This window comes from Lacibacter sp. H375 (assembly GCF_037892425.1).
Lineage (GTDB): Bacteria > Bacteroidota > Bacteroidia > Chitinophagales > Chitinophagaceae > Lacibacter.
Window position 1 is genome coordinate 748,707 of record NZ_JBBKTT010000001.1, and the last position, 24,056, is coordinate 772,762.

A 24,056-nucleotide genomic window follows, 5' to 3' on the forward strand; every position below is an offset into this window, starting at 1 on the left:
GTTTATATAAATCTTATCTAAATAACTTTTTACAGTTACTCTTTTTCAAACTCTTCTTTCAATACACGGCGTACTTCTGCAATGGTTTCTTTCTCCAAATCTGTACGGCGCTCTAATTCTTCTGCTGTTAATTCCAATACACTGCGTGCAGTATCGCAACCAATACGCTTCAACTCATCAATCACCCACCCTTCGATCTCATCTGTAAATTCATCCAGATCAATATCAAATTCATTTACTTCTTCTTCCGTATCACGGTAAACATCAATTTCGAAACCAGTTAATTCACAGGCGAGTTTAATGTTTACACCACGCTTACCAATGGCTAATGAAACCTGGTCGGGTTTCAGATAAACTTCTGCATGTTTTCTATCCTGGTCAATATCCATGCTGGTGATCTTGGCAGGTGTCAATGAACGTTGAATAAGCAGGTTGATGTTCGCTGTGTAATTGATCACATCAATATTTTCATTTTTCAGTTCACGAACAATACCATGGATACGGCTACCCTTCATACCAACACAGGCACCCACCGGATCAATACGATCATCGAAGCTTTCAACTGCAACTTTCGCTCTTTCTCCCGGTTCACGCACAATTTTTCTGATAACGATCAAACCATCAAAGATCTCCGGCACTTCAATTTCGAGCAATTTAGCAAGGAACAATGGACTTGTTCTCGATAAAATGATCACAGGTGCATTATTTTTCAGTTCCACTTTCTTGATCACTGCACGAATGTTCTCACCTTTTTTGAAATAATCCTGTGGTATCTGCTCACTTTTTGGTAACAATAATTCGTTTCCCTCTTCATCGAGCAATAAAACTTCCTTCTTCCACACCTGGTAAACTTCTGCACTCAGAATTTCACCAATACGATCGGAATATTTTTTCACTAACACATTCTTCTTGAGGTCGCCAATACGGCTTGCCAGTGTTTGCTTTGCCGCAAGGATTGCACGACGGCCGAAATCATGAATATCTACATCTTCATATAACTCTTCACCCACTTCATAATCAGGCTCGAGCTTAACAGCATCTGTATAGGCAATCTGCGCTAACGGATCTTCCACTTGTCCATCTTCTACTATGGTACGACGACGCATGATCTCAAGATCACCCTTCTCCGTATTTACGATCACATCAAAGTTATCGTCACTGCCATATTTCTTACGAAGCAATGTTTTAAACACATCTTCCAGCACTTTCATCATCGTGGGGCGGTCGATATTTTCCGCATCCTTAAACTCCTGGAAACTCTCAATAAGATTGATACTTGCCATAACACTTTTTTTTAAATAGTCCGGTTGTTTTCACTGTCAGCAACCGTAATCAGTTAAATACAATTTGAATTTTAGTTGATTTAATATCTGCATAAACCAGGTTGTGTTGTATCACTTCCTGTTTCTTACCTTTTCCTTTTGTTTCCTCCAGCGTTACTTCCAGTTCACCTGCTGCCAGTAATTTGCCTTCAAGTTTGCGGCCATCTTTCATAATTATTTCCACTTGCCGGCCGATGTTTTTGAGGTACTGACGATGCAGTTTCAATGGTTCTTCTAGACCGGGTGATGAAACTTCGAGTGCAAAATCACCATCATTAAAAAGAGCAGCCTCTTCAATCTTCTTGTAAAGAGCCCGGTTATACTGGATGCAGCGGCTGATAGGCAATCCGGCATCGGCATCTACAAATACCTGGATATTATTACCCGGTACCATTTTTATATCTACCAGGAAACAATCAGGATCGGTGCTGATCACTTCCTCCATCATTTGCCTGATGCTTTCTGTCTTTTGTTCTAAGTTCATGTAAGGAAAATAAAGAAGGGAACGTTTTCCGTTCCCTTCCACTGTTTCTTTTATCCGACCGCAAATGTAAGAGAATACAGGGTAATGGAAAAATTTTTTTCAGCCTGTATTCAGCGGCAAGCTTTAGGGGAATCTTCACACAAAGCGAAGCGGTTTAATTTATCTTTGCAGCATCATGTTACTACGTTATTTACTCTACGGACTCCTGATCTATTTTGTGTTCCGTTTTATTTTCAGATTTGTTATTCCTGTAACAAGGGCTGCACGTGATATGAAAAGCAAGATGAACGAATTTCAGGCACGTATGCAGGAACAACAACAGCAACAGGCTGCTGCACAACGCCCTCAACCTGTAAAGGAACCGCTCACTCCTAAAGAAGATGATTATATTGAGTTTGAAGAAGTCAAATGATAAGTAAAAATCCAAGGCACAAGAGACAAGGAACAAGGTTCAAGAATAAATCCTACGTCCTGCATCATAAATCAGACATCAGCCCCAGTTCTTCCACTTTCATCCCCGCCTGCAAATGAATTGTTTGTAAACCCAGCTGTTGAGCTGCTTCAATATTATTGATACTATCGTCGATAAATATTGTTTCTGCAGCAATTAACCCATGTTTCTGTAATACAAATTCAAAAGCGGAGGCATTTGGTTTGCGATGCCCGATGCGGTGCGAATAATAAGCCGCATCAAACAAATCATCAAACACCTGCCCGGGCCTCCATGCCTCATACCTTCGCTGAAATTCCTGCAAATGAATTTCATTGGTATTACTGAGTAAGTATATTTCATACTTTTCTCTTAACTGAGGTAATACAGCAACACTTTCAGGTCTGAAATCGAGCAACAATGCATTCCATGCATCCCTTATCTGTTCGTCACTTAATGATAAACCGGTTGCTGTACGCAGATCATCATAAAACAAATGATCCTCCATTCCTGTTTCTAATCGACGGAACAGATCATTACTGTGAAACTGGTTGAAAAAATCGGAAAAGTTGGTAACGCCCAGCTCAGCAAAGGCCTTTTCGCTCAATTTGAAATCGATATCGAGCAATACACCACCAAGATCGAATATGATCGCTTTTGTTTGTTGCATACTGCAAAGAAACAAGACTGTTTCAAATGATGAATCAGCAGCGGAATTTCTTTCTTTTGATGGCCAAAAAATATCTCTTGAAATTATAGCAGCACGATACATCGATTTTTCTATCTTTGCCCCCGCCCAAAAGGCCGGATCCTTAGCTCAGTCGGTTAGAGCATCTGACTCATAATCAGAGGGTCGTAGGTTCAAATCCTACAGGATCCACGAATAATAAATGCCGGTAAGGCAGAAAGACGGGAAAAGAGTTGAACTTAAAGATACTTCTCGCCTTTCCGTCTTCCCGGCTTTATCTTAAAATGGCTTTAACCTTTGCTTAACCGATAAGCAAATACATTTGCCTCTTTACAAATTATGAAGAAACTAATACTGTTTACGCTCATCCTCGCCACCGGCTTTTCATTGTCGGCCCAGGAAACAGAAAAGAAGAAAAAGAAAGACTGGTCAAAAGTAAGTCTTGGCAACCGTCCGAAAGATCATCTCATTTTTCAAATAGGTTATCTCACTTGGCTGCAAAAACCTGATAGCATTGCTACAAAAGGTTTGGCCAGAACAGTGAATGCATATTTCTCATTCGACTTCCCTTTTAAAACTGATCCACGTTTCAGCGTTGGTTTAGGTGCAGGTGTTGGTGCCGATAATATGTATTTCGACAAGAATGCAGGCCGCAACCTCAACATCATTAACGGTAATTCATTCCAGTTTGCACCTCACCAGGGGAAAGACACTTTGAATAAATACAAATCAATGAAACTGGCTACAGTTTATCTTGAAGCACCGGTTGAATTGCGTTTTATGGTTGATCCCACACAACCTAACAAGAGTTTAAAATTTGCATTGGGTGTGAAAGTGGGTACATTAATCAGTGCCAACGATAAAACAAGATTTACATCTGATGCCAACGGTAATGTTGCATATGTATTAAAAGAAAAAGACAAAAAACATTTCAATACGTTGCGTTTGGCAGCTACTGCCAGAATCGGCATGGGCAACTTCGCCATCTTTGGTCAGTACCAGTTGAATGATTTTATTAAAGAAGGACAAGGGCCTAACCAGATCCGTCCTGTAACTTTTGGTCTTACCTTAACAGGATTGTAATTCAATCCTAAAAGAAATTTGAAAGCGTGGCGGACTCCGTCACGCTTTTTTCTTTACCCATGGCAGAGAAGTTCAATTACCTTTGCCTTTGAATTTTTTATAAAGTGATTGAACGTAAACAGGAAATACAACAGGAAGAGCGGGCCATTATTGTTGGCGTAGTGCAAAAAGGACAAACAGAATTACAGGTGCAGGAGTACATGGACGAATTGGCATTTCTTGCCGAAACGGCCGGTGCTGTAACCATTAAGCGGTTTATGCAGAAACTGCCCCGTCCTGATAGTAAAACATTTGTAGGGAAAGGAAAACTGGAAGAGATCAAAAACTATGTGCAGGGTCATGATATTACCTTGGTGATATTTGATGATGAACTTACCGGTGCCCAGATCATGAATATTGAAAAAGAAGTAGGCATTTACACTATCGATCGAAGTGATCTCATCCTCGATATTTTTGCCCGCCGTGCAAAAACAGCACAAGCTAAAACGCAAGTTGAGCTTGCACAATACCAATACATATTGCCCAGGTTGAAAGGCATGTGGAAACACCTTGAACGGCAAGGTGGTGGTGTGGGTACAAGAGGTCCGGGTGAAACAGAAATTGAAACCGATCGTCGTATAGTAAAAGATAAGATCTCCTTACTCCGCAAACGTTTAGCTGAAATAGATAAACAGGCATTCACACAACGTAAAGACCGTGGTGAATTTATTCGTGTGGCATTAGTTGGTTATACCAACGTTGGTAAAAGCACACTCATGAACATTCTCAGTAAACGGGATGTGTTTGCAGAAAATAAATTGTTTGCAACACTTGATACAACTACAAGCAAAGTGGTGTTTGAAAACACTCCTTTTTTATTAAGTGATACAGTAGGATTCATTAGAAAATTACCACACCATCTCGTTGAAAGTTTTAAAAGTACGCTTGATGAAGTGCGTGAAAGTGATGTGCTATTGCATGTAGTGGATATTTCGCATCCGCAATACGAAGAGCAAATGAATGTGGTGAACAAAACGCTCCAGGATTTGAAATGTCATGATAAACCTGTTATTACCATTTTCAACAAAATGGATCTGTACGAAGAAAAGCATTTCGATGAATGGCTCGGCGATGATATAAAAGAAACCATTCTAAAGGAATTGAAAGAACGTTGGGAAAACGAGACGCAGGGCAACTGTGTGTTTATTGCAGCAACAGAAAAAAGAAATATCCCTGAGCTTCGTGACCGGTTGCTTGACCAGGTTCGAACAAATTATAAAATACGTTATCCTTACAAAACAGAATTTCTGTATTAATGGCTGCTGAAAAGAAATACAGTTGGGTGAAGATCGGGGAAGCAGTCAACGATTTTTTCTGGCAGGAAAATAATCTTTGTGAGATCAATGTAAAAGGCAAAACCATCTGCATTGCCAAACATGGGGAGCAGGTACTGGCATGTGCGCATAAATGTCCGCATGCGGGAGGCCATCTGGCAGATGGTTTTATTGATGCGTTGGGTAATATTGTTTGTCCGCTCCACCGTTACAAATACAGTTTGCAGAATGGCCGCAATACAAGTGGTGAAGGATACTTTCTCAAAACCTATCCCATTGAAACAAGAAGCGACGGTATTTATATCGGGTTGGAAGAGAATTCGTTCTTCAGCTTTTTTAAGTAAAAAAAGTTATACAGAAATAGAGTGTAAAAAACCAAATTCCCCTATTTTTGCAACCCCGAAAGGGGAAGTATTCCTCCTTAGCTCAGTTGGTTAGAGCATCTGACTGTTAATCAGAGGGTCTCAGGTTCAAGTCCTGAAGGGGGAGCAAAAGCCTCGCAGAAATGCGGGGCCTTTTTATTTGTATTATCACCAGAAAACCTATTCATCTCTATACTCCAGTATATCTCCCGGCTGGCACTCAAGCACTTTACAAATGGTTTCCAGCGTACTAAAACGAATGGCTTTTGCTTTTCCTGTTTTGAGGATGGATAGATTGGCCAAGGTTAAACCAACTTTATCAGAAAGTTCGTTCAAACTCATTTTGCGTTTGGCCATCATCACATCAAGGTTTACAATTATTGCCATAGGTTATACAGTTAATTCGTTTTCATTTTGGATCTCTATCCCTTTTTTGAATATAAAGGCGATCACGAACAAAACAATTCCCATAAACCACCACACATCCGCACCAGCCAAACGCATGTAACGCAGGTCGGGTATGCTTACTCCCTTTTGCGTCAGCCCTTCAACAAATCCAGTTCCCCAAGATGAGAAGAAAGCGATCCCAAGCGACAGGTAGCCCAGGTTTAACACAAATCGTTTTGTTGTTTCATTAAAAGGCTTCGACAAGTTGAAGTTCTTATGATAAAAGAACTTTATGATCACATAAAACATTAAGGCCTTTAATATTGTAGCAATAATGATGAGGGATGTAAGCGTAACAAAATAGCTCTCACTGTAATTGTACACGGCTGTCAGGTCAACCTCCTTCCACATTTTTGCCGCCTGTTCAGGTTCAAGCATAAGTTTAAGGACAGTGTAAACGATAAAGATGCCCGCATCAAGACAAAGGCCTATAAACACGATCCATGATAGCACGTTCAGCGCTTTTAAGATGTAATCTGTTTTAATTGACATAAAATTATTTTTTACTGAAGCACAAAAATAGATAAATATTTATTGATAAACAATAAATATTTATAAAATATCACAAAATTTATTCCGCTTGTTCCTTGACACTTGTGCCTGGTTTTCGTCTTTTTTTGCTCCGCAAATAGGCTGCAAAGTGAGTTTGTTCTTTTACAGTATTAAAGAACAGATTATGCAACAGCTATCATTTCCATTCAGCAACAAATGTTACTTCAGTATTTGCGAAGGTCGCCAGCATTATTCGCCCATTGAGGCCGAAGAAGCAATAACCTCTGCTGAAATTTATCAATCGCTCAATTACCGTAACCAGTTCCAGTTTCGCAAACCGTTGGTATTACATTTTCCCGGAGTTGATCAGCAAACTGCGGTATGGTTTGGATATAGTTTTGATGTAGAGGTGATCTTGGTTGATGCAACAGGAACCATCAGCAAAACATTCACCATGCCGAAACGTAGAGAAGGCGATGCGTTGTTTGTACAATTCTTTATTGATTGTTCTTATGCTATTCTTGTTCCGGTTGGTTTTTGTAAGAAGTGGAATATTCGTGAACAACAGCACTCAGTAAAACTTACTTCGTTTGCATTTCTGCAAAAACAAAAGATCAGTTAAGTCGTTTAAGCAGTTGAATGAATAATTATATGCTCCGTTTGGTTTTGCTTTCTTTTATGCTGTTGCCGTTGTTGGCCTCTGCACCCCCACCTGTTTACAAATTAAAAGGAAAAGCTGTTCGCATTATTGATGGAGATACTTTCGATCTTTTAGTTGGAACAACAACGCATCGTATTCGTTTGGCGGGTATTGATGCGCCTGAAAAGAAACAGGATTTTTCCAATGCATCAAAACATTTACTGGGTCAGTTATGCAACGGTCAACAGTTAACGGTTGTGGTAACAGATACAGATCGTAACAAACGAAAGATCGCCGACATTTATACGCAGCAAAAATTGTGGATCAATAAAGAAATGATTGTAAGGGGAATGGCCTGGCATTTTCTAAAATATTCATCGAATAAAGAATTAGCCAATGCAGAGTTGCTTGCCCGAAAACAAAAAATTGGTTTGTGGAGTTTAGCAAATCCTGTTGCGCCTTGGGATTGGAGGAAGAAGATATAGAAACAACGATGACACAGATAAGACTGATGAAAACAGATAACCAAGTTTCTTCCCTGCATCCTCTACTCTTTATGAAAAAGCTTAATAATACCCCATCGCTTTCTGCAACTCTTCTTTCATACGCTTCTTCAGTGTTGCAGGCCTTATCACTTTCATTTCATTACAGATACCAAGTAACTGGTGGATGAATTCTTCTGTTACTGTTACTTCAAGTTCAACAACTAATTTATCATTTGCTTCTTTGATGATCTGTTGGGTATGATGCATAGGACTCACCTGCAACATACGTGAAGCGGGACCATATACTTCCAGCACTACTTTCTCTTTCGGTTTGGGCCCCTCCATAATGCCGGTTGAATATTTAAAGAAATCATCCGGGTTAAAATCACGGCGATACTTGAATGCTTTTACTCCCTTTTCTAAACCTGTAATGCGGTCGAGAGCATACGTGGTAAAGTTGTTATGCTTATTTGTCCAGCCAATGAGATACCATTTGTTACGAACCTCTTTCAACAGGTAAGGATCCAGTTCGTGTGTGCGTGTTTCATTCTTATAAATATTGAAATAGGTAAACGTAACAGGTAAACGATTGACAATAGCTTCGTACAATGGTTTGATCCAATCTTTACCTTTTTGTATAACCGGTTTTTCAAACTGTACGTACTGATTAATGGAAGGATCTTCCAAATTTCCTGAAAGCGATAAACGTGTGTTGATCTTTTCAATGGCTTCCTTCAGGTTTTCAAACAAAGGAACATCAGCGAATAAACTCAACGTATGTGCAGCACTTCGTAATGCTTCACTTTCATCTTCATTCAACGACATGCCATCAATACTGTACTCTTCATCCGTATAAAAATAGCCTTTGTTTAAACGGTCATATTTGATTGGAGCAAAATAACCAAGCCCTGCATCTTCACGCATGGCAACAATATCTTTTTCAATAGTTGATACAGAAATATCATCTGCCATATCACCATACAATTCTTCCATGCATCGCTGACGGATATATTCTTTTGTGGGATATTTATGTTGCCGGTTACGCAAACAACGATCGATGATGCGATAACGGATAGCGGCACTTTTATTAACAGGCATACTTCGCTGATTCTTTCACCGAAAGTAAGAAGCTTTTATTTGATGGGAGGGGTATAAACCACAGAGACACAAAGACACAGCGGAATTATCTCTCTGTGTAATCTGTGTCTCAGTGGTAATTATTAAAGTGCTTTATCTAACGCATACTCTACTCCTCTTAACTCAGCCAAGCCTTTCAGTCGACCAATAGCAGAATAGCCGGGATATGTTTTCTTTTTAAGATCGTCAAGCATCTGGTGCCCATGATCCGGGCGCATCGGGATAGAAATATTTCTTCTGCGTTGCAGCAACACAACTTCTTTGATTACCTCAAACATATCTGTATCACCACCTAAATGATCGGCTTCATAAAAATTTCCTTCCTCATCACGCTTGGTATTACGCAAATGAAGAAAGTGAATATGATCACCAAAGCGTTTCAACATCTCTGGAATATTATTATCCTTTCTTGCACCAAATGAACCAGTGCAGAAACATAATCCATTTGCAGGTGATGGAACAGCCGCCAACAGATCAGCAGCATCCTGTTCTGTACTCATAATACGTGGTAAGCCCAATACAGAATAGGGAGGGTCATCCGGGTGTATCGCCATCTTTAAACCACATTCCTCTGCTACCGGAACAACCTGTTCCAAAAAATAATATAAATGTTCTTTGAGTTTTGCAACATCAATGCCTTCGTATTTTTTTAACTCTGATAATACCTGTTCCGGAGTAAACGCATCATCACTGCCCGGTAGGCCCAACATCATATTGCTGAAGAGCTTTGTACGTTGCTCTTTATCCATCGCACCAAAACGTTCATTCGCTCTTACAATTTCTTCCTCAGAATAATCCGCAATAGCATCGGGGCGTTGCAATAAAAATAAATCGAAGATCACATAATCAAGACGGTTGAAATAAAGAGCTGTACTGCCATCAACCATCGGGTATGCAATATCTGTACGCAACCAATCAAGCACGGGCATAAAATTATAGGTCACCACTTTTAAACCACATGACGCTACATTACGCAGACTTATTTTATAATTCTCAATGTGGTACATGTAATTGCCCGATTGCCTTTTTATATCATCACTCACCGGCAAACTTTCAATCACCGTCCAGGTCATTCCTGCTTCCTCGATCATTTGTTTGCGTAACAAAATCTCATCGGTTGTCCATATATCACCAACTGGTACATGATGAAGTGCAGTAACAACACCGGCACAACCGGCTTGCCTGATATCAGCTAAACTTACCGGATCATTTGGCCCGTACCAGCGCATGGTTTGATGCATCAACATAATTCATTCGTTTGTGCAAATGTACTTTGCGGAAATAAAAATGCTTACAATAAAAATTTTACTTCTTATTGTAAGCAAGTTCCAAGCCATTTATTATTAAATAAACCGGTTCACAATATTCTCCAGGTATTCCTGTTTGCCACTGCGAACAGCAGGCTCACCACTCTCTAATGCATAAGCACGCAGATCTTCCAACGACAGCTTACCCTCTTCAAATTCTTTTCCTTTACCACTATCAAAAGAAGCATATCGATCTTTTCTTATTTTTTTGTAATCGGATTTCTGTAGAATTTCATCCGCAATAATGAGTGAACGGGCAAATGTATCCATACCGCCGATATGTGCATGAAAAAGATCTTCAGCATCGGTGCTGTTTCTGCGGATCTTCGCATCGAAGTTGATACCGCCACCTGCAAGACCACCAGCTTCAACAACAACCAACATGGCTTCCACCAATTCATTTACATTATTCGGGAACTGATCTGTATCCCAACCGTTCTGGTAATCGCCACGGTTTGCATCCATTGAACCCAGCATACCTGCATCAGCAGCAACCTGTAATTCATGCTGGAATGTATGACCGGCTAATGTTGCATGATTTACTTCAATATTAATTTTGAAATCGTTCAATAAATCATACTGACGAAGGAAGCCGATCACTGTTTCGCAATCATAATCGTACTGATGCTTGCTTGGCTCACAAGGTTTTGGTTCAATAAAGAACGTTCCTTTAAAACCATTTTTGCGTGCATAATCTTTTGCTGCATGAAGGAAACCTGCAAGATGTTCTTTTTCACGCTTCATGTTTGTGTTGAGCAAACTCATATACCCTTCACGTCCGCCCCAGAATACATAGTTCTCACCGCCCAATGCAATGGTTGCATCCAACGCTGCTTTCACCTGTGCTGCACCGTGAGTAAGCACATGAAAATCGGGATTGGTTGCAGCACCGTTCATATAACGCCTGTTTGAGAACAGGTTGGCTGTACCCCATAAAAGCTTTACACCACTTGCTGCCTGCTTCTCGCCTAGGTATTGGGTTAATGCCTGAAGTCTGCGATCATTTTCATTGATGTCGTTGGTATAATCTACCACGTCCACATCATGAAAACAATAATAAGGCAGATTTAATTTGGTGATGAATTCAAATGCAGCATCTGCTTTATCTTTTGCACGCTCAACTGCATCGCTCTTCGAGTCCCATGGGAAAATATGCGTGGGTTCGCCAAACGGATCGGCGCCACTACCTACAAAGCTGTGCCAATAAGCACATGCAAATCGTAACCACTCTTTCATGCTCTTTCCTGCTACGATCCTGTTCTCATCGTACCAGCGAAATGCTAATGGGTTATCAGTTCCTGTTCCTTCAAATTTAATTTGAGGAATACCTTTGAAAAATTCGGTTTGTCCTGTTACTACTGTCATTGGTTGTTTTTTTATCTGCTGTTGTCAGCTCTGTTATTAAAATAGCTCTGTTACTTACCCGAGTTGCTTTTGTAACAACTCATTCCATTTGTTATACAGAGCATCATATTGTTTTACTGTATCATCCGGCTCAATTACGGCCAGAGGTTTTGCATTTGTAAATGCTTCTTTTGCATTGGCGTAAATGCCTGCACCTATACCGGCGCCAAGAGCAGCGCCAACACTTCCATCACAATTATGCAATTCCACCGGTATATTTAATGTGTTCACAAACGCTTTGGTAAATACATCACTCAAAAACATATTGGCTTTGCCTGCACGGATTACTGAAGGATTCATTTTATTCTCCCGCATAATATCTAATCCATAGCGGAATGCAAATGCAATACCTTCTTGTGATGCCCTGTAAAGATGTGCATTGGTATGCATGTTCAGATCAAGTTGTTGTACATGTGCACCGGCAATTTTATTTTCCAGCATTCGTTCAGCACCATTACCGAAAGGAAGAATAAATAACCCATCACTGCCAATAGAAACAGATGCTGCTGCTTCATTCATTTGTTGATATGATTGATTACCAGTTGTATTTTTTACCCAGCGATTTAAGATGCCTGTACCGTTGATGCAAAGCAATACGCCGATTCTTTTTTGTGCAGCGGTATGATTTACGTGTGCAAAACTGTTGATACGTGATTGGGGATCAAAGGTTAATTCATCACTAACGCCATAGATCACGCCACTTGTTCCTGCTGTTGCAGCAACTTCGCCTGCTTCGAGTACGTTTAACGACAATGCATTGTTTGGTTGATCACCTGCCTTGTAAGTAACAGGGATGCCTGGTTTTAATCCAAGGGTTGATGCATTTACTGCTGATAGTTGACCATGTTCTGTAAACACATCCTTTACTTCCGGAATAACTGATTTACTAAATCCATAATAACTGAACACATCTTCTGAAATTTCATTGTTTACAAAATCCCAGAACACTCCTTCTGATAAAGCAGATATACTTGTTGTTGATGAACCTGTTAATTGCAAAGCAATATAATCGCCCGGTAACATCACTTTATCGATCTGCTCATAAACAGCAGGTTCATGTTGTTTTACCCAGGCAAGTTTACTTGCTGTGAAATTACCCGGCGAGTTTAACAAATGTTGTAATGATTTTGACGGACCAATGGCATCAAATGCCTGGTTACCTATTTCCACTGCACGACTATCGCACCAGATAATACTGTCACGTAGTAATTGATTGTTTTTATCAACTACAACTAGGCCATGCATCTGGTAAGAAATACCAATTGCCGAAATAACTGTTGGATCGTATTTCTTTGTTGCGTTTGCTTTCAAAATTGCCTGCTGTGTGTGTTCCCACCATGTGCCGGGGTTTTGTTCTGCCCAGCCCGCTTGTTTTGAAATGATTTCTGTTTCTGTTTCGGGGTAACTTACCGACACAATACGCTGTTGCGTTTGTGCATCAACAACTGAAACTTTAATAGACGAAGTACCGATATCAATTCCTAATAACAACATATTCAAATGTACATTTTTCAATTTTTAAAAGAGGGGGGAATGAAGATACACTCCCCCGATTGTTGATTATGACCCTAAACAAACTAACATGATTATAATTTTGCTTTATTACTACCCTATCTCGATATTCGTTTACTCCAGATATATTTTTTCATTATTATCAAATATATTATTGCTCAACCAAGGTCACCACACTGTTAGGCGGTAACGTAAATTCAAAACTATTACCGGTTGATGTTACAGCTGCACCTTGCTCAACGTTCTTAGTTGGGGTGGTTACATATGGAACAAATGAAGCCGCAGAAGCTCCTTCAAATGCAATTTTCTGTTTCACATTGTAAGAGCCTACATTGATGGCCACTATCACTTTTTTCGATCCGTTTTTATAGGCCGACAGCAATACATCCAATCTTGAATTTGCCGAAATGCCTACTCTTACTGCACCGGGTTTAATGAACCTTGCAAAATGCGAAATGATATACCCACGACGTGTAACAAGTCCATCCTGTCCGATGGGTCCGTAAAAACGTTTACCATACCACCAGATATAAGCGTTGAAATTTGCTTTTGTCAAACAATCATGTATTTCAACAGCGGTAGTAATACCCGATGGATAGGTTGAAAGCGTATCCAGATGTTCTGTCATCCAGATCTCCTTGCCTTTACTTCTGATCTGCGGATTATCAATAATGCCACCGCCATAAATATGGGTGCCAAAAATATCAAGGTTGGCCACTGCAGCATTGTCGGATAAAATTGTGTTGATATAGGTTTGATTGTTATTCACCAGTTCGGGCGCCATTAATTTTGTAGCAGTAACAGCAGCGCCGTGGTTCTTTAAAAAATCTCTCATTTCCGTTCCTGTCCATACACAACTTTCATAATTCGTATCCCAATCTGGTTCGTTTTGAACAGACACTGCATACAGAGGAGCACCATTGTTCGCCATATACAGCGCAAAATCATTCAGGTATTTTGCGTAAGCAGCCGCACTATCCGGAATCAGTTTGCCACTGATAATGCTGTTGTTTGTTTTCATACGGGCAGGCGGGCTCCACGGACTGGCAAGAATAATTGCTCCACGTTGTATGGCCGCTTTTGCGTAGTTCAGTTCGGTTGCTCTCCAGGCATCATCAGAAGCTATTCTTATTCTGAGAATATTCAATCCTACTTGTCCGTTTGCTGAACCGAACAATCGGTCAAACTCTTCTGACGTTAATGCACTCGTATTAGGCGGTGTAAAAACTGTTGCACAACCAAACCCCTGAATCACCTGCTTATTTTCATTGACAAGAACAGTAGCAGAAGCATCAAGTGTAGCGATAACTGGAGTTGTATTTTTATTCTCACCCTTCTTGCAGGAAAGCAGAACCAAAAACAGAAGTGGAAAAATTTTCTTGGTAGTCATGAAAAGTAAGTTTGTAAGCTGTGTTTTGGCGAATACCTATTTGAAGAAGTTGAAATAGTCAATTAAAATTTGTTGTGAGTGTTGTTATAAAAAAATCATCAGGCAGAAGAAATGTGAAGGAGTTGCATTGCATGCGAATGTTTACTGTTCCATTCAGATAAAATATCCGTGAAACAGCAACAGCTTTTCTGAATACACAAAGATTGCCGAGACGGTATGGCAAGTGGTGCTGGCAAAACAATCAATTCTATCATAAAACGCACTGATGTTGAGTAAAAGCCTAAATCCGTGAAATGAAGAAATTCAAAAATGTAATCGATTGCACAATTCCCTACACAAAACAGATTACTTTTCCAATTGCTTACAATTTTTGCTACGTTGTTTTTAACATCATTCAACCACTTATTCGTCGACAACATTTGGCGAAAATTCGCACCAGTAAAGGGTAAAAACAACCAACAGGGACATTTGGCAGGACCTATTTGAAAGCTAATGTAGGAAAATTTTCTTAAAATGCAACCGATTGCATTTTGTTTAAATTTTATTGAACTCTTCACCGTTGGGGCTTGGGCTGCCACCAATATTCCATAAGATTTATGCAGGGCGGCTGGCCGCTTTGCGCAAAACAAAATACTACTGCTTTCGACTCCTGTTTATACTACCTAATTTCGTTTGATCTGATTCCAGGCGTTCGCCACACTCTCCACCGGAAGTTTGCAGGTGGCATTGGTACATACATAGATCATCGTTTTATTGGCCTGTAGTTTATCTTGCAGCAAGGGGAGGTTCTCTTCGTTTACTGAACCCATAAACAGGCAATCGGGTAAATATTTTTTCTGCAACTCACGATTCCGGGTTTGTGCTTCGCTGCCCATTACAGCTACTTCATATGTTCCGTAAGTCATCAACCCCGACAATGAACACCATTGAGCATGATAGGTGGGTTGCTCATTCATTTTTCCTGCGGCAACAGTTAGCATGCGTGTGCTTTTGTTCAGGTAGTTACTGTCAGATAAAAATGTAGCAAGCGAATGAAGAACGCCGGCCATTACTGCATTGGATGAAGGAATCACGTGATCCTGAATATCAATTTTCCGTACAACCAGGTTTGTAGTATTTGCAGCTGTATAAAAAAACATGCCTGATGATGCGTCATAAAAATGATCCAACGAATAATCGGTGATCAATTTTGCCTGCATGAGCCAATGTTTGTTAAACGTAACCTGATATAATTTTAAATAGGCAGATGCCAACCATGCATAGTCATCCAAAAAAGCATCGACCGAAGCTTTGCCATCTTTATAACTACGAAGCAAGCGTCCGTCTTTTGCCAACATATTTTTTTCGAGGAACTCAGCATTTGTAATTGCTTTCTGCAAATAGGTTTCGTTGCCTGTTGCTGCAAATGCATCGAGATATGCTTTGAGCATAATGGCATTCCAGGAGGTTAGAATTTTATCATCAACTGCAGGCTTCTTTCGTTTATTCCGTTCTGCAAACAATGCCTGCCGGGTTTTAGTCAGCAGGGTAGTAAAATCAACCACATTGATGTTGTTGGCAATTGCAAATGCAGCCGGCCGGTGAGTTGTGTAAACTATGTTTCGTTTCTTTTCCCAATTTCCCTGTGGCTGTACATGATAATAAGCAGCAATGGATGCGGCATTTTCTTTGCCGGTTGTTTTTACAAACGCATCATAGCTCCATGCATAAAATGCACCTTCGTCGCCATCTGTTTCTGCATTTAGCGAACTGTAAAAACCTCCGGCAGGCGATGTAAGTTCCCGGTCTATGAAGTCAATCGTTTCTGTAAAAACAGTTTTATAAAATTCATCGTTGGTCAATTGATAGGCATGTGCATACAGGCTGATCAACTGGCCATTGTCGTACAACATTTTTTCAAAATGAGGAACACGCCATAAACTATCAGTACTGTAACGGGCAAACCCACCACCAAGATGATCATACAATCCACCCAATGCCATTTTTTCAAGTGTGGTCGTTGCAGTTTTTAATGCTGATGTATCACCCGTGAGATAATGGTATTGCAATAAGAATTCCCAAACAGAAGGAGTGGGGAATTTTTGCTTTCCTTGCAGACCTCCGTTAACAAGATCAATTTGATCAATCGCTTTTTGAAACATCGCCTGGTAACCAGTATTGTTTCCCCGATCTGTTGTTGTTACATCTTTAAACAGAAGACTATCGCTGTCAATAATACCATAGGTAAGCGAATTTGCCTGCAACACAACTTTGCTATTTTTATTCTTATAACTATCGCTGATTTGTTGGAGTAGTGTAAGCCAGGTATCTTTTGTATAATAGGTGCCTGCAAAAAAAGGTTTGCCGTCAGGAAGTGCAAATGCATTGAGTGGCCAACCTGCTTCTCCATTATTCAACAGTTGACAAGCATGCATGTAAATATTATCAAGATCGGGACGTTCTTCCCTGTCTACTTTGATGCACACAAACGACTCGTTCATTACTCTGGCAACTGCAGTATCCATAAAGGTTTCACGTTCCATTACATGACACCAGTGGCAGGATGCATAGCCAATACTGATCAATAAAGGTTTGTTTTCCTGTTTTGCTTTGGCGAGTGCTTCATCGCCCCATTCATACCAGTCAACAGGATTGTCTGCATGCTCTTTCAGGTAAGGACTTGACGCATATTGCAAACGGTTTTGTGTTTGCTTCTTTTGCAGATCTGTACAACCTGATACAAACAATAACAAAAGCATGATCCCATAACACAAATTTCTACACAACTCTTTGTTTGTTTTTGCAAGCATGAAATAATTCAATTAGTTGCGCTTTTCAAAAACACGCAGGCGGTCATTGTTTGAACTTACAAGAATGGCGGAGCGGTTTCCTGCATTGATCAACTGAATATCCTTTACATTATAAGGTACAAAAAATCCACTTTGCATTGGCATGTAACTTTTGAATTCGTTGTTGCCTAAACCTTTCAGAAAAACACCGGGTGAAGCATCTGCAGGAGTAGTTTCCACTTCCACATCAAATTTATTTCCTGCCATCAGGATGTCTTTAATGCCATCGCCATCAAAATCTTTTACAATGATGCCGTTTACGGTTGATAGCTGTGCCTCCATCGGCAACTTCTTTGCTGTGAACTTTCCTTTTTCGTTCACAAATACAACTGTAGAAAAAAGATGAGCCTGGTGATGCAGAGCCGATTTTAAAGCTTCGTCACCTAAAATCCCTGTGAGATCACTTTCTGCAAATGATAAATAAGTTGGAAATTTTTCTGTGATCATCGGGCATTGTTGCGATGTACATTCTCTTCCACGTATCGGAACCATTTTATTGCTCAGATGCTTGGCAAGAAAAATATCGTTGGTACCATTGCCATCAAAATCTTTTGCATACACTTCAAATGGTTTTTCAATACTAGCCTGGAACTTATAATTTTCTCCAAGGTTACCCGCAATTAAATCAAGATCACCATCACCATCAATATCATCTGCTACCAGTTTGTTCCACCAACCTGCTGTTTGATCAACGCCGAAGTTGCCGGAAACATCTTTCATTTTTCCTTTTGTGTATTCAAATACTTTAACAGGCATCCATTCGCCGGCCAATATTAATTCGGCTTTTTTATCGCCATTTAAATCGGCACCAATCGCTGATTTAACCATTCCGATATTCATCAGATCCGGTGCCACTTCGTTTGTCTTGTCAACAAACTTTCCTTTTTCGTTGATCAACAAATAACTTGTTGGCGGATAAGGATATTTATGTGCCATTACTTCTCCACCTCTGAACAAATCAAGATCGCTATCACCATCAACATCAAAAGCAACTACACATGATCCGCTGCTGATAGTGGCAGGTAAAACTGATTTTGTGAAATTTCCTTTGCCATCATTGATATACAATCGATCCTGATACATGCCGGAACCTTCATTAAATTCACTGCCACCGCTTACAACATAAAGATCCAGATCTTTATCACCGTCTGCATCAAACAGTAAAGTACCCATGTCTTCATACTTCTTATCTGCTTCAAACGCAGCAACAGTTTGTTTTACGAACGCTCCATTTAACTGCAAATACAAACTGCCTGATTGATCTTTTGCTCCACCAATAAAAAAATCTTCTGTGCCATCAGCATTTACATCACCCTTTGCAACAAAGGGACCACTGCGGCTGAATTCATGCGGAAGTAATACCTGGTCAACATATTCATCCAGTTTATTTTCTGTATGTAGAAATGGAGTTGAAAGAAATTGATTGGTTACTTCAGCAAATAAAGGATCGTACACATAACGATGATTACCTGATTGAACGGCCTGTTGATAATTTACTTTTACAACCTGATTCGTGGTAAGATTTTGCAAGCTGTTTGATTTTCCATCGGGCCATACAATTACTGCACTATCAATCTTAGCAGTTTTGCCAACGCCAAAATGAACTACAGGATCGTTTGACGAAAGATATCCCCGCACTGTTTTTTGTTGAAAGAATTGTTGCAGCTTGCCTTCGTAATACAAAGATATTTTTGCTCCAATACCATCTCTGTTTTGTGCCGGACCTTCCAGCTTCAAACGCAGGTAATTATTTTTCTTATCAGTTACATTCTCGTACAGATCAGATTCTCCATCAAGATTATTGATCACAAGATCGAGATCACCATCATTATCAAAATCAGCAACTGCAGCTCCGTTTGAAAATGTACTGTCTTTGAAGCCCCATGCTTCGGATACATTTTCAAATTTTAGTCCGCCATTATTTTTGAAAAGATAGTTCCGCACTTTAATGGGATCATAGATCGACATATACTCTTTAAATCCTTTTGAGAACATTTCTTCGGAAGAGTTGTACTTGCTCATGTTTGCTCGGATATACATTTCCTGCTTTTGCTGAATGTCACCATCGAACAAATCACGTCGGTAACCATTGGCAACAAAAATATCCCGGTATCCATCATTGTCAAAGTCAGATGCAAGTGTAGACCAGCTCCATTCTGTTTTAGAAATACCAGCCATTTGCGATACATCACTGAAAAAGCCATTGCCATGATTCAGGTGAAGTACATTGTGCATGTATTGTTTATGAAAACCGCTGTCAACAATGGCCCAAAATCCCTGCACATCCATACGTGGCATGGAAACTTTGGAACGCTTATAATTTTCAGGCAACATTTCCATCACCAGAATATCTTCAAAACCATCGTTGTTGAGATCGGCAATATCGGCGCCCATGGAAAACAGCGAAAGATGATTGGTCATCGATTTCACTTCATCTTTAAACGTTCCGTTTTTTTGATTGATGTAGATATAATCATTATCAGCATAATCGTTGGAAACAAAAATATCTTCCCATCCATCGTTATTGAGGTCGGCAGTAACTACCGACAATGCATATCCGAAATTATTTCTGATACCCGCCTGTTTCCCAATTTCAGTAAACTTGCCATTATCATTCCGGTACAATTTATCCCTGCAAAGATCCGGAGGGTTTCGTTTGCCGGATACCATTCGTGAAAGACCTAAGTAGAATGAATCGGGACGATTGGTGAGATACATGTCCAGGTCATTATCATTATCCATATCAAAGAAAGCAGCATGGATCGAATAACTCTTATCGTCCAGTCCGTATTTTTTTGCCTCTTCTTTAAATGTGAGATCACCGTTGTTGACGAACAACAGGTTTCTCCGTTCTTCATCAGTATCCTTATAGCCACCTCTGCAAACATAGATGTCCATGAAACCATCGCTGTTGATATCAACGAAGGTTACACCGTTATCCCAACCCTTACCGCCATCCACATTTGCGGTAGTTGTAATGTCTTTAAACTTCATTCCACCTTGGTTGAGGTATAGTTTGTTGGGCACTTCATTTCCTGTAAAGTAAATATCCATCAATCCATCGTTGTTCACATCTGCTGTGGCAACACCGGCACCATTGTACACATACGCAAACGTGTCGAAATAATTACGATGGTAATTTTCTTCTACCATGTTGGTAAAACTGATGCCGCTTTCCGATGTATTCACTTTATTGAAAACAGGATCAACAGAAGATGTAACAGTCGTATCTCCCGTAGTGTTTTTTTCTTTACATCCGGTTGAAAGGACGAACATGCACATGCCGATGATAAAAGCAGTGCATGCGAGTACAGTTTTTTTTGCCATCTTATTTCGTTTTTCTTCGTATTCAGTTTTTTTCGCCGGTGTGGTATAAATATTTCTGCCACACCAGTGCTGCAACATTTCTTCCCAATTTCAATCCTTCTTCATTTTCACATTGAATATGATATCCACCCAACACTCTTGAAAGACCGGCCATATTCGCCGTTTCAGTAAATGTGGGAAATGACAAAGTTACTTCAGCTCCCACTCGATCCGGTTCAGTCATTTCGCCCGGCTTACGTTTTACTTCCACTCCAAATTTATCGCTACCGGTAAAGAGCCGCAGAATTTCAGCACAAGCACCACTAATAGTACTATGACCTGAAATATAACTTGGGAAAGGCGGACATAAAAATGTTTCGGGCGAATAGGGTCTCCATTCTTGCCCCGGTATTTCAATCATTCCTTTGTCTGGACCACCCCAACCTTTGATTGTTTTATCTTTAAAATAATAATGTACCAGCGTGTAAGGCCGTGCAAAATCGTATTCCATTTTTGTATCCCAGCAAGCAATGAATCCATCCATTGCTGCAGCTTCAACAGCAAAATACATTTTTACATCCTGATCTAATGTATGGTTATCACGTACCGAAACATCTTGTGCAAATATGAGCCAGTGCCCTGCCTGTTGAACTGATTTCGGTCCGTCACGCATAAATTCCACCAACGCTTTTTGCTCGTTGGTAAGTGCAGCCTGTAATTCCACTACTTCTTTCACCTCCTTTTCCAATTGCGCCGAACCGATAGCGGGTGGAGGCTGGCATCGGAACTGACTGCCCGAATCTAATAACAACGGCTTTACTTTACCCCAGTGGGGCGTTAAACAGGCGGGAGCAAATTTGCCACCCTTACCATCTGCAAAATATTTTGGTTGCCAGCGTTTAATATCGATGAGTGTATCAGCACTGTTAACGGGCATATAACCTGTGTAGTCGGAGTAGACTTTTCCATTAGAGCCGGGCATAGTTCCTGTTTGGTTGGAGCCATCGTTCAATCTTGCTTCAATAACTGTTTTGGCAGCAAGGTTGCCAATACCTTCGGGTGTAGTTGGATCTGTCGAATTATTATCAGGATCTAAACCAAATTCTTTCATCTTGTTGCGAAGCATCACTGAATCGCTGTAAAAATATTGCAGCATAGCTCGGTAGGCTGCATAGCTGATCGCAATTTCCTTGTTCTTTATTGTCCGTTTTTCTTGTGGTACACGTTCCACTTGTTGCAGGTACAAAGGACGTGCCTTTTCATCATACCTCGACCAAGCATCGAATACGGCCGTCCAAACAAGACCAAGCATACGTGAAGTAACAGTAGGACGTGGCCGAAATGTTTCGGTATCATTGGCAGTTGCTTCTAATGAGATTTTACCCCATTGGTAGGCTCTGTTATTGGCACCTCTTGGTTCTTCTGTAAGTTGTTTGTTATTGCCGCTGCAGGAACAGAGAGCAACAACAAGAATAAAAAGTTGGATATAGCGACTCTTACCCTTCATAATAACAATACAATTAAAGTAAAATTTTTGGCAATAGGCTCTCTTTTTTAGAACAAACCGGGAACCAGAAGTACTGGTTCCCGGTTTGGAAGATTCTCACTTTATTGTTCTAATAGACTACTTCTTATTGATATCCGGGATTCTGTGGATATTTTGGTCCTTCCGATACGAGGTTGATCTGCGTTTGAGGGATAGGTCGCAGCATATTAAATGACTGGACGCCTGCAGCACCTTCCGGATTGTGTAGTTTAACCCGATCAACAAGTTTCTGTGTTCGTGCAAGATCCCACCAGCGGGTATCTTCCGCATACAATTCCCTGCTTCGTTCATCCAGGATAAAATCAAGCGTTATCTGGCCGGCGGTAACCTGCTGTGCAATTACTGCGGCAGCATATTCGGCAGGCGTCTGATTTAATTTCAATGCAGCACGGGTACGCAATACATTGATCATGTCTGCTGCATCCTGTAAAGTAGCACCACCTTTCAATGCCGCTTCTGCGGCAATAAGGTACACTTCTGAGAAACGGAAGAGGATATATGGTCTGTCTGAATAGTCATTCAGATTTCCTCTTGTTGAATCATCAAATTTCCGAACATTCGGATAGTAGCTCGCTGTAAAAGGAACTGTTGCGCCGGGTAAGTGATTTGGTTCAAACATGATTCCTTTAAATGCCGCTCTTTCTGCAGGAGTAACCAAACGGTCACGCATCCAGATTGACGTATCAATTCCGTTGATAAGCTGACCTCTTGGTGTAACAGCACCGTTTGTTCCTCTTACAGACATTTCGGTATTGTTTGAAAGCCATACTGTTTGGAAAGTTCCTTCGTATCGTGCATCTGTTGCACGGTTGGCAAAGGCAACATCCATGATATAACGGGTATTTGGGCGAATGCGTTGGAATGGACGTCCATTATTTATATCACGAACCGTAACATTGGCTCCACCACTAGCCGGATAATTTGCATTAATAGTTGGATAGTTTGGACGCCAGAAGAAATTGGATTTGTTTTCTGCACCATTGGTAGCACCTGCACCTACTGCGGAGTTTTGGCCGAATTTCAGATCTTTTGTATGATCAATGACCATTAGCACTTCAGAACTGTACTCCTGTCCTTCTCTGAAAACATTACCAAAATAAGGCAACAGGTTTAAGCCGTAGGTCGCTTTGTTATCGATCAGAGCTTTTGAAATAGTATATGCCTGTTGAAAATCAGTTGGCTGAGCTACTGTAGACCAACCTCTCCAGAGATGGGTTTTAGCCAGCAGAAACAAAGCTGTTGATTTAGTTGCAGGTTTGCCTAAACCAGCTGCGGGTGTATTGGGCAAATCAGCCGATGCCTCTGTCAGATCTTTTATGATCTGTGCATACACATCTGCAATGGGAGATGGTGCATCGGCAGCAGAAGCGGAAGTATTGAATTTTGTCTTTAGCGGAACAGATCCAAAAGTGGTTACTAAATAATAGTAACAGAAGCCACGCAGGAATTTAGCCTGTGCTAATAACTGTGTTTTCTGAGCTGCAGGAATATTAGCAGCAGCACCATATTCCAATACGCCGTTCGCAGTATTGATATTGATGAACATACTGTTCCAGAAACCTAAATAGTTATCGGTGTTACTCTTAATTACCGCATTGTTATACTCAAACCAGTGTTGCACATCGGCAGCAGCTCCTTTTTGAGATTCATCTGTACCTGCGTTAAAAAGCTGTGTGAAAATTTGCGTACCCCAATGTCCACGGAAGCTGGAATAGATACCTGCAATTGCTCCCTGGATACCATCAGAGGTAGAAAAAAATGATGGCGTAAATCCTGTTCGTGGCTGCTCCTCCAATAATTTCTTACAACCGGTAGCCGCAAGAAGAATGGAGCCCAGAAACAGACTAAATATTATTTTCTTATGTTTCATACTATAAAAT

Annotated in this window: 20 protein-coding genes and 2 tRNA genes; 8 read left to right on the forward strand and 14 right to left on the reverse strand. The window is 40.5% G+C overall.

The features are described from left to right. Window positions 1–35 precede the first annotated feature (35 nt). Together nusA and WG954_RS03285 are read right to left on the reverse strand one after the other, a co-directional pair. Window positions 36–1,283, reverse strand: a complete 1,248-nt coding sequence (nusA, locus tag WG954_RS03280) for a transcription termination factor NusA (protein ID WP_340433649.1) — start codon at window positions 1,281–1,283, stop codon at window positions 36–38. Window positions 1,284–1,332: 49 nt separating this feature from the next. Next, on the reverse strand, window positions 1,333–1,806 hold the full coding sequence (locus WG954_RS03285; protein ID WP_340433651.1) for an LSm family protein: 474 nt from the start codon (window positions 1,804–1,806) through the stop codon (window positions 1,333–1,335). A gap of 175 nt (window positions 1,807–1,981) precedes the next feature. Between WG954_RS03285 and WG954_RS03290 the strand changes: the two genes are divergently transcribed. Then, a complete protein-coding gene (locus WG954_RS03290; protein ID WP_340433653.1) occupies window positions 1,982–2,218 on the forward strand; it encodes a hypothetical protein in 237 nt (78 codons plus the stop codon). A gap of 64 nt (window positions 2,219–2,282) precedes the next feature. Here WG954_RS03290 and WG954_RS03295 read toward each other — a convergent pair whose 3' ends face one another. Then, window positions 2,283–3,008, reverse strand: a complete 726-nt coding sequence (locus WG954_RS03295) for an HAD family hydrolase (RefSeq protein ID WP_340433655.1) — start codon at window positions 3,006–3,008, stop codon at window positions 2,283–2,285. 34 nt (window positions 3,009–3,042) lie between these two features. On the opposite strand from WG954_RS03295, the gene WG954_RS03300 reads away from it, so the two are divergent. The 5 genes from WG954_RS03300 to WG954_RS03320 all read left to right on the forward strand — a co-directional run bounded on the left by WG954_RS03300 (window position 3,043) and on the right by WG954_RS03320 (window position 5,809). After that, window positions 3,043–3,116 (forward strand) — tRNA-Ile (locus WG954_RS03300). Between the two features lie 147 nt (window positions 3,117–3,263). Further along, window positions 3,264–4,007: an outer membrane beta-barrel protein gene (locus WG954_RS03305; RefSeq protein WP_340433657.1), complete on the forward strand. Its 744-nt coding sequence runs from the start codon at window positions 3,264–3,266 to the stop codon at window positions 4,005–4,007. A gap of 104 nt (window positions 4,008–4,111) precedes the next feature. Next, a complete protein-coding gene (hflX, locus tag WG954_RS03310; protein WP_340433659.1) occupies window positions 4,112–5,302 on the forward strand; it encodes a GTPase HflX in 1,191 nt (396 codons plus the stop codon). Next, window positions 5,302–5,664: a Rieske (2Fe-2S) protein gene (locus tag WG954_RS03315; protein ID WP_340433661.1), complete on the forward strand. Its 363-nt coding sequence runs from the start codon at window positions 5,302–5,304 to the stop codon at window positions 5,662–5,664. Before hflX ends, WG954_RS03315 begins: the two co-directional genes overlap by 1 nt. A gap of 71 nt (window positions 5,665–5,735) precedes the next feature. Next, window positions 5,736–5,809: transfer RNA gene (locus WG954_RS03320), tRNA-Asn, on the forward strand. Window positions 5,810–5,862: 53 nt separating this feature from the next. On the opposite strand, the gene WG954_RS03325 is transcribed toward WG954_RS03320, so the two are convergent. Next, window positions 5,863–6,069, reverse strand: a complete 207-nt coding sequence (locus WG954_RS03325; protein WP_340433663.1) for a helix-turn-helix domain-containing protein — start codon at window positions 6,067–6,069, stop codon at window positions 5,863–5,865. Between the two features lie 3 nt (window positions 6,070–6,072). Then, a complete protein-coding gene (locus tag WG954_RS03330) occupies window positions 6,073–6,621 on the reverse strand; it encodes a DUF2975 domain-containing protein (protein WP_340433665.1) in 549 nt (182 codons plus the stop codon). A 184-nt stretch (window positions 6,622–6,805) separates the two neighbouring features. Between WG954_RS03330 and WG954_RS03335 the strand changes: the two genes are divergently transcribed. Further along, complete coding sequence (locus WG954_RS03335; RefSeq protein WP_340433667.1) at window positions 6,806–7,243, forward strand: hypothetical protein; 438 nt, start codon at window positions 6,806–6,808, stop codon at window positions 7,241–7,243. A gap of 17 nt (window positions 7,244–7,260) precedes the next feature. Then, entirely contained in the window at window positions 7,261–7,746 is a 486-nt protein-coding gene (locus WG954_RS03340; RefSeq protein WP_340433669.1) for a thermonuclease family protein, read from the forward strand. A gap of 81 nt (window positions 7,747–7,827) precedes the next feature. Here the strand turns inward: WG954_RS03340 and WG954_RS03345 are convergent, their stop codons facing one another. The 9 genes from WG954_RS03345 to WG954_RS03385 form a co-directional block, all read right to left on the reverse strand. Continuing rightward, on the reverse strand, window positions 7,828–8,844 hold the full coding sequence (locus WG954_RS03345; RefSeq protein WP_340433670.1) for a helix-turn-helix transcriptional regulator: 1,017 nt from the start codon (window positions 8,842–8,844) through the stop codon (window positions 7,828–7,830). Between the two features lie 122 nt (window positions 8,845–8,966). Then, window positions 8,967–10,130 carry a mannonate dehydratase gene (gene uxuA / locus WG954_RS03350; RefSeq protein ID WP_340433671.1) on the reverse strand — a complete coding sequence of 388 codons (1,164 nt, stop codon included), beginning with the start codon at window positions 10,128–10,130 and terminating at the stop codon, window positions 8,967–8,969. 96 nt (window positions 10,131–10,226) lie between these two features. Next, the gene (gene xylA / locus WG954_RS03355; RefSeq protein WP_340433673.1) at window positions 10,227–11,555 is read right to left on the reverse strand and encodes a xylose isomerase; all 1,329 of its coding nucleotides are present in this window, start codon (window positions 11,553–11,555) and stop codon (window positions 10,227–10,229) included. A 54-nt stretch (window positions 11,556–11,609) separates the two neighbouring features. Continuing rightward, the gene (locus tag WG954_RS03360; protein WP_340433675.1) at window positions 11,610–13,088 is read right to left on the reverse strand and encodes a xylulokinase; all 1,479 of its coding nucleotides are present in this window, start codon (window positions 13,086–13,088) and stop codon (window positions 11,610–11,612) included. A 169-nt stretch (window positions 13,089–13,257) separates the two neighbouring features. Beyond that, window positions 13,258–14,496: a glycoside hydrolase family 30 protein gene (locus WG954_RS03365; RefSeq protein WP_340433676.1), complete on the reverse strand. Its 1,239-nt coding sequence runs from the start codon at window positions 14,494–14,496 to the stop codon at window positions 13,258–13,260. Window positions 14,497–15,158: 662 nt separating this feature from the next. Then, window positions 15,159–17,234 (reverse strand): thioredoxin domain-containing protein, encoded by a 2,076-nt coding sequence (locus WG954_RS03370; RefSeq protein WP_340433677.1) that lies wholly within the window; start codon window positions 17,232–17,234, stop codon window positions 15,159–15,161. A 63-nt stretch (window positions 17,235–17,297) separates the two neighbouring features. Then, a complete protein-coding gene (locus WG954_RS03375; protein ID WP_340433678.1) occupies window positions 17,298–20,651 on the reverse strand; it encodes a VCBS repeat-containing protein in 3,354 nt (1,117 codons plus the stop codon). 22 nt (window positions 20,652–20,673) lie between these two features. Then, window positions 20,674–22,137 carry a vanadium-dependent haloperoxidase gene (locus WG954_RS03380; RefSeq protein ID WP_340433680.1) on the reverse strand — a complete coding sequence of 488 codons (1,464 nt, stop codon included), beginning with the start codon at window positions 22,135–22,137 and terminating at the stop codon, window positions 20,674–20,676. 124 nt (window positions 22,138–22,261) lie between these two features. Continuing rightward, on the reverse strand, window positions 22,262–24,046 hold the full coding sequence (locus WG954_RS03385) for a RagB/SusD family nutrient uptake outer membrane protein (protein WP_340433682.1): 1,785 nt from the start codon (window positions 24,044–24,046) through the stop codon (window positions 22,262–22,264). Window positions 24,047–24,056 lie beyond the last annotated feature (10 nt).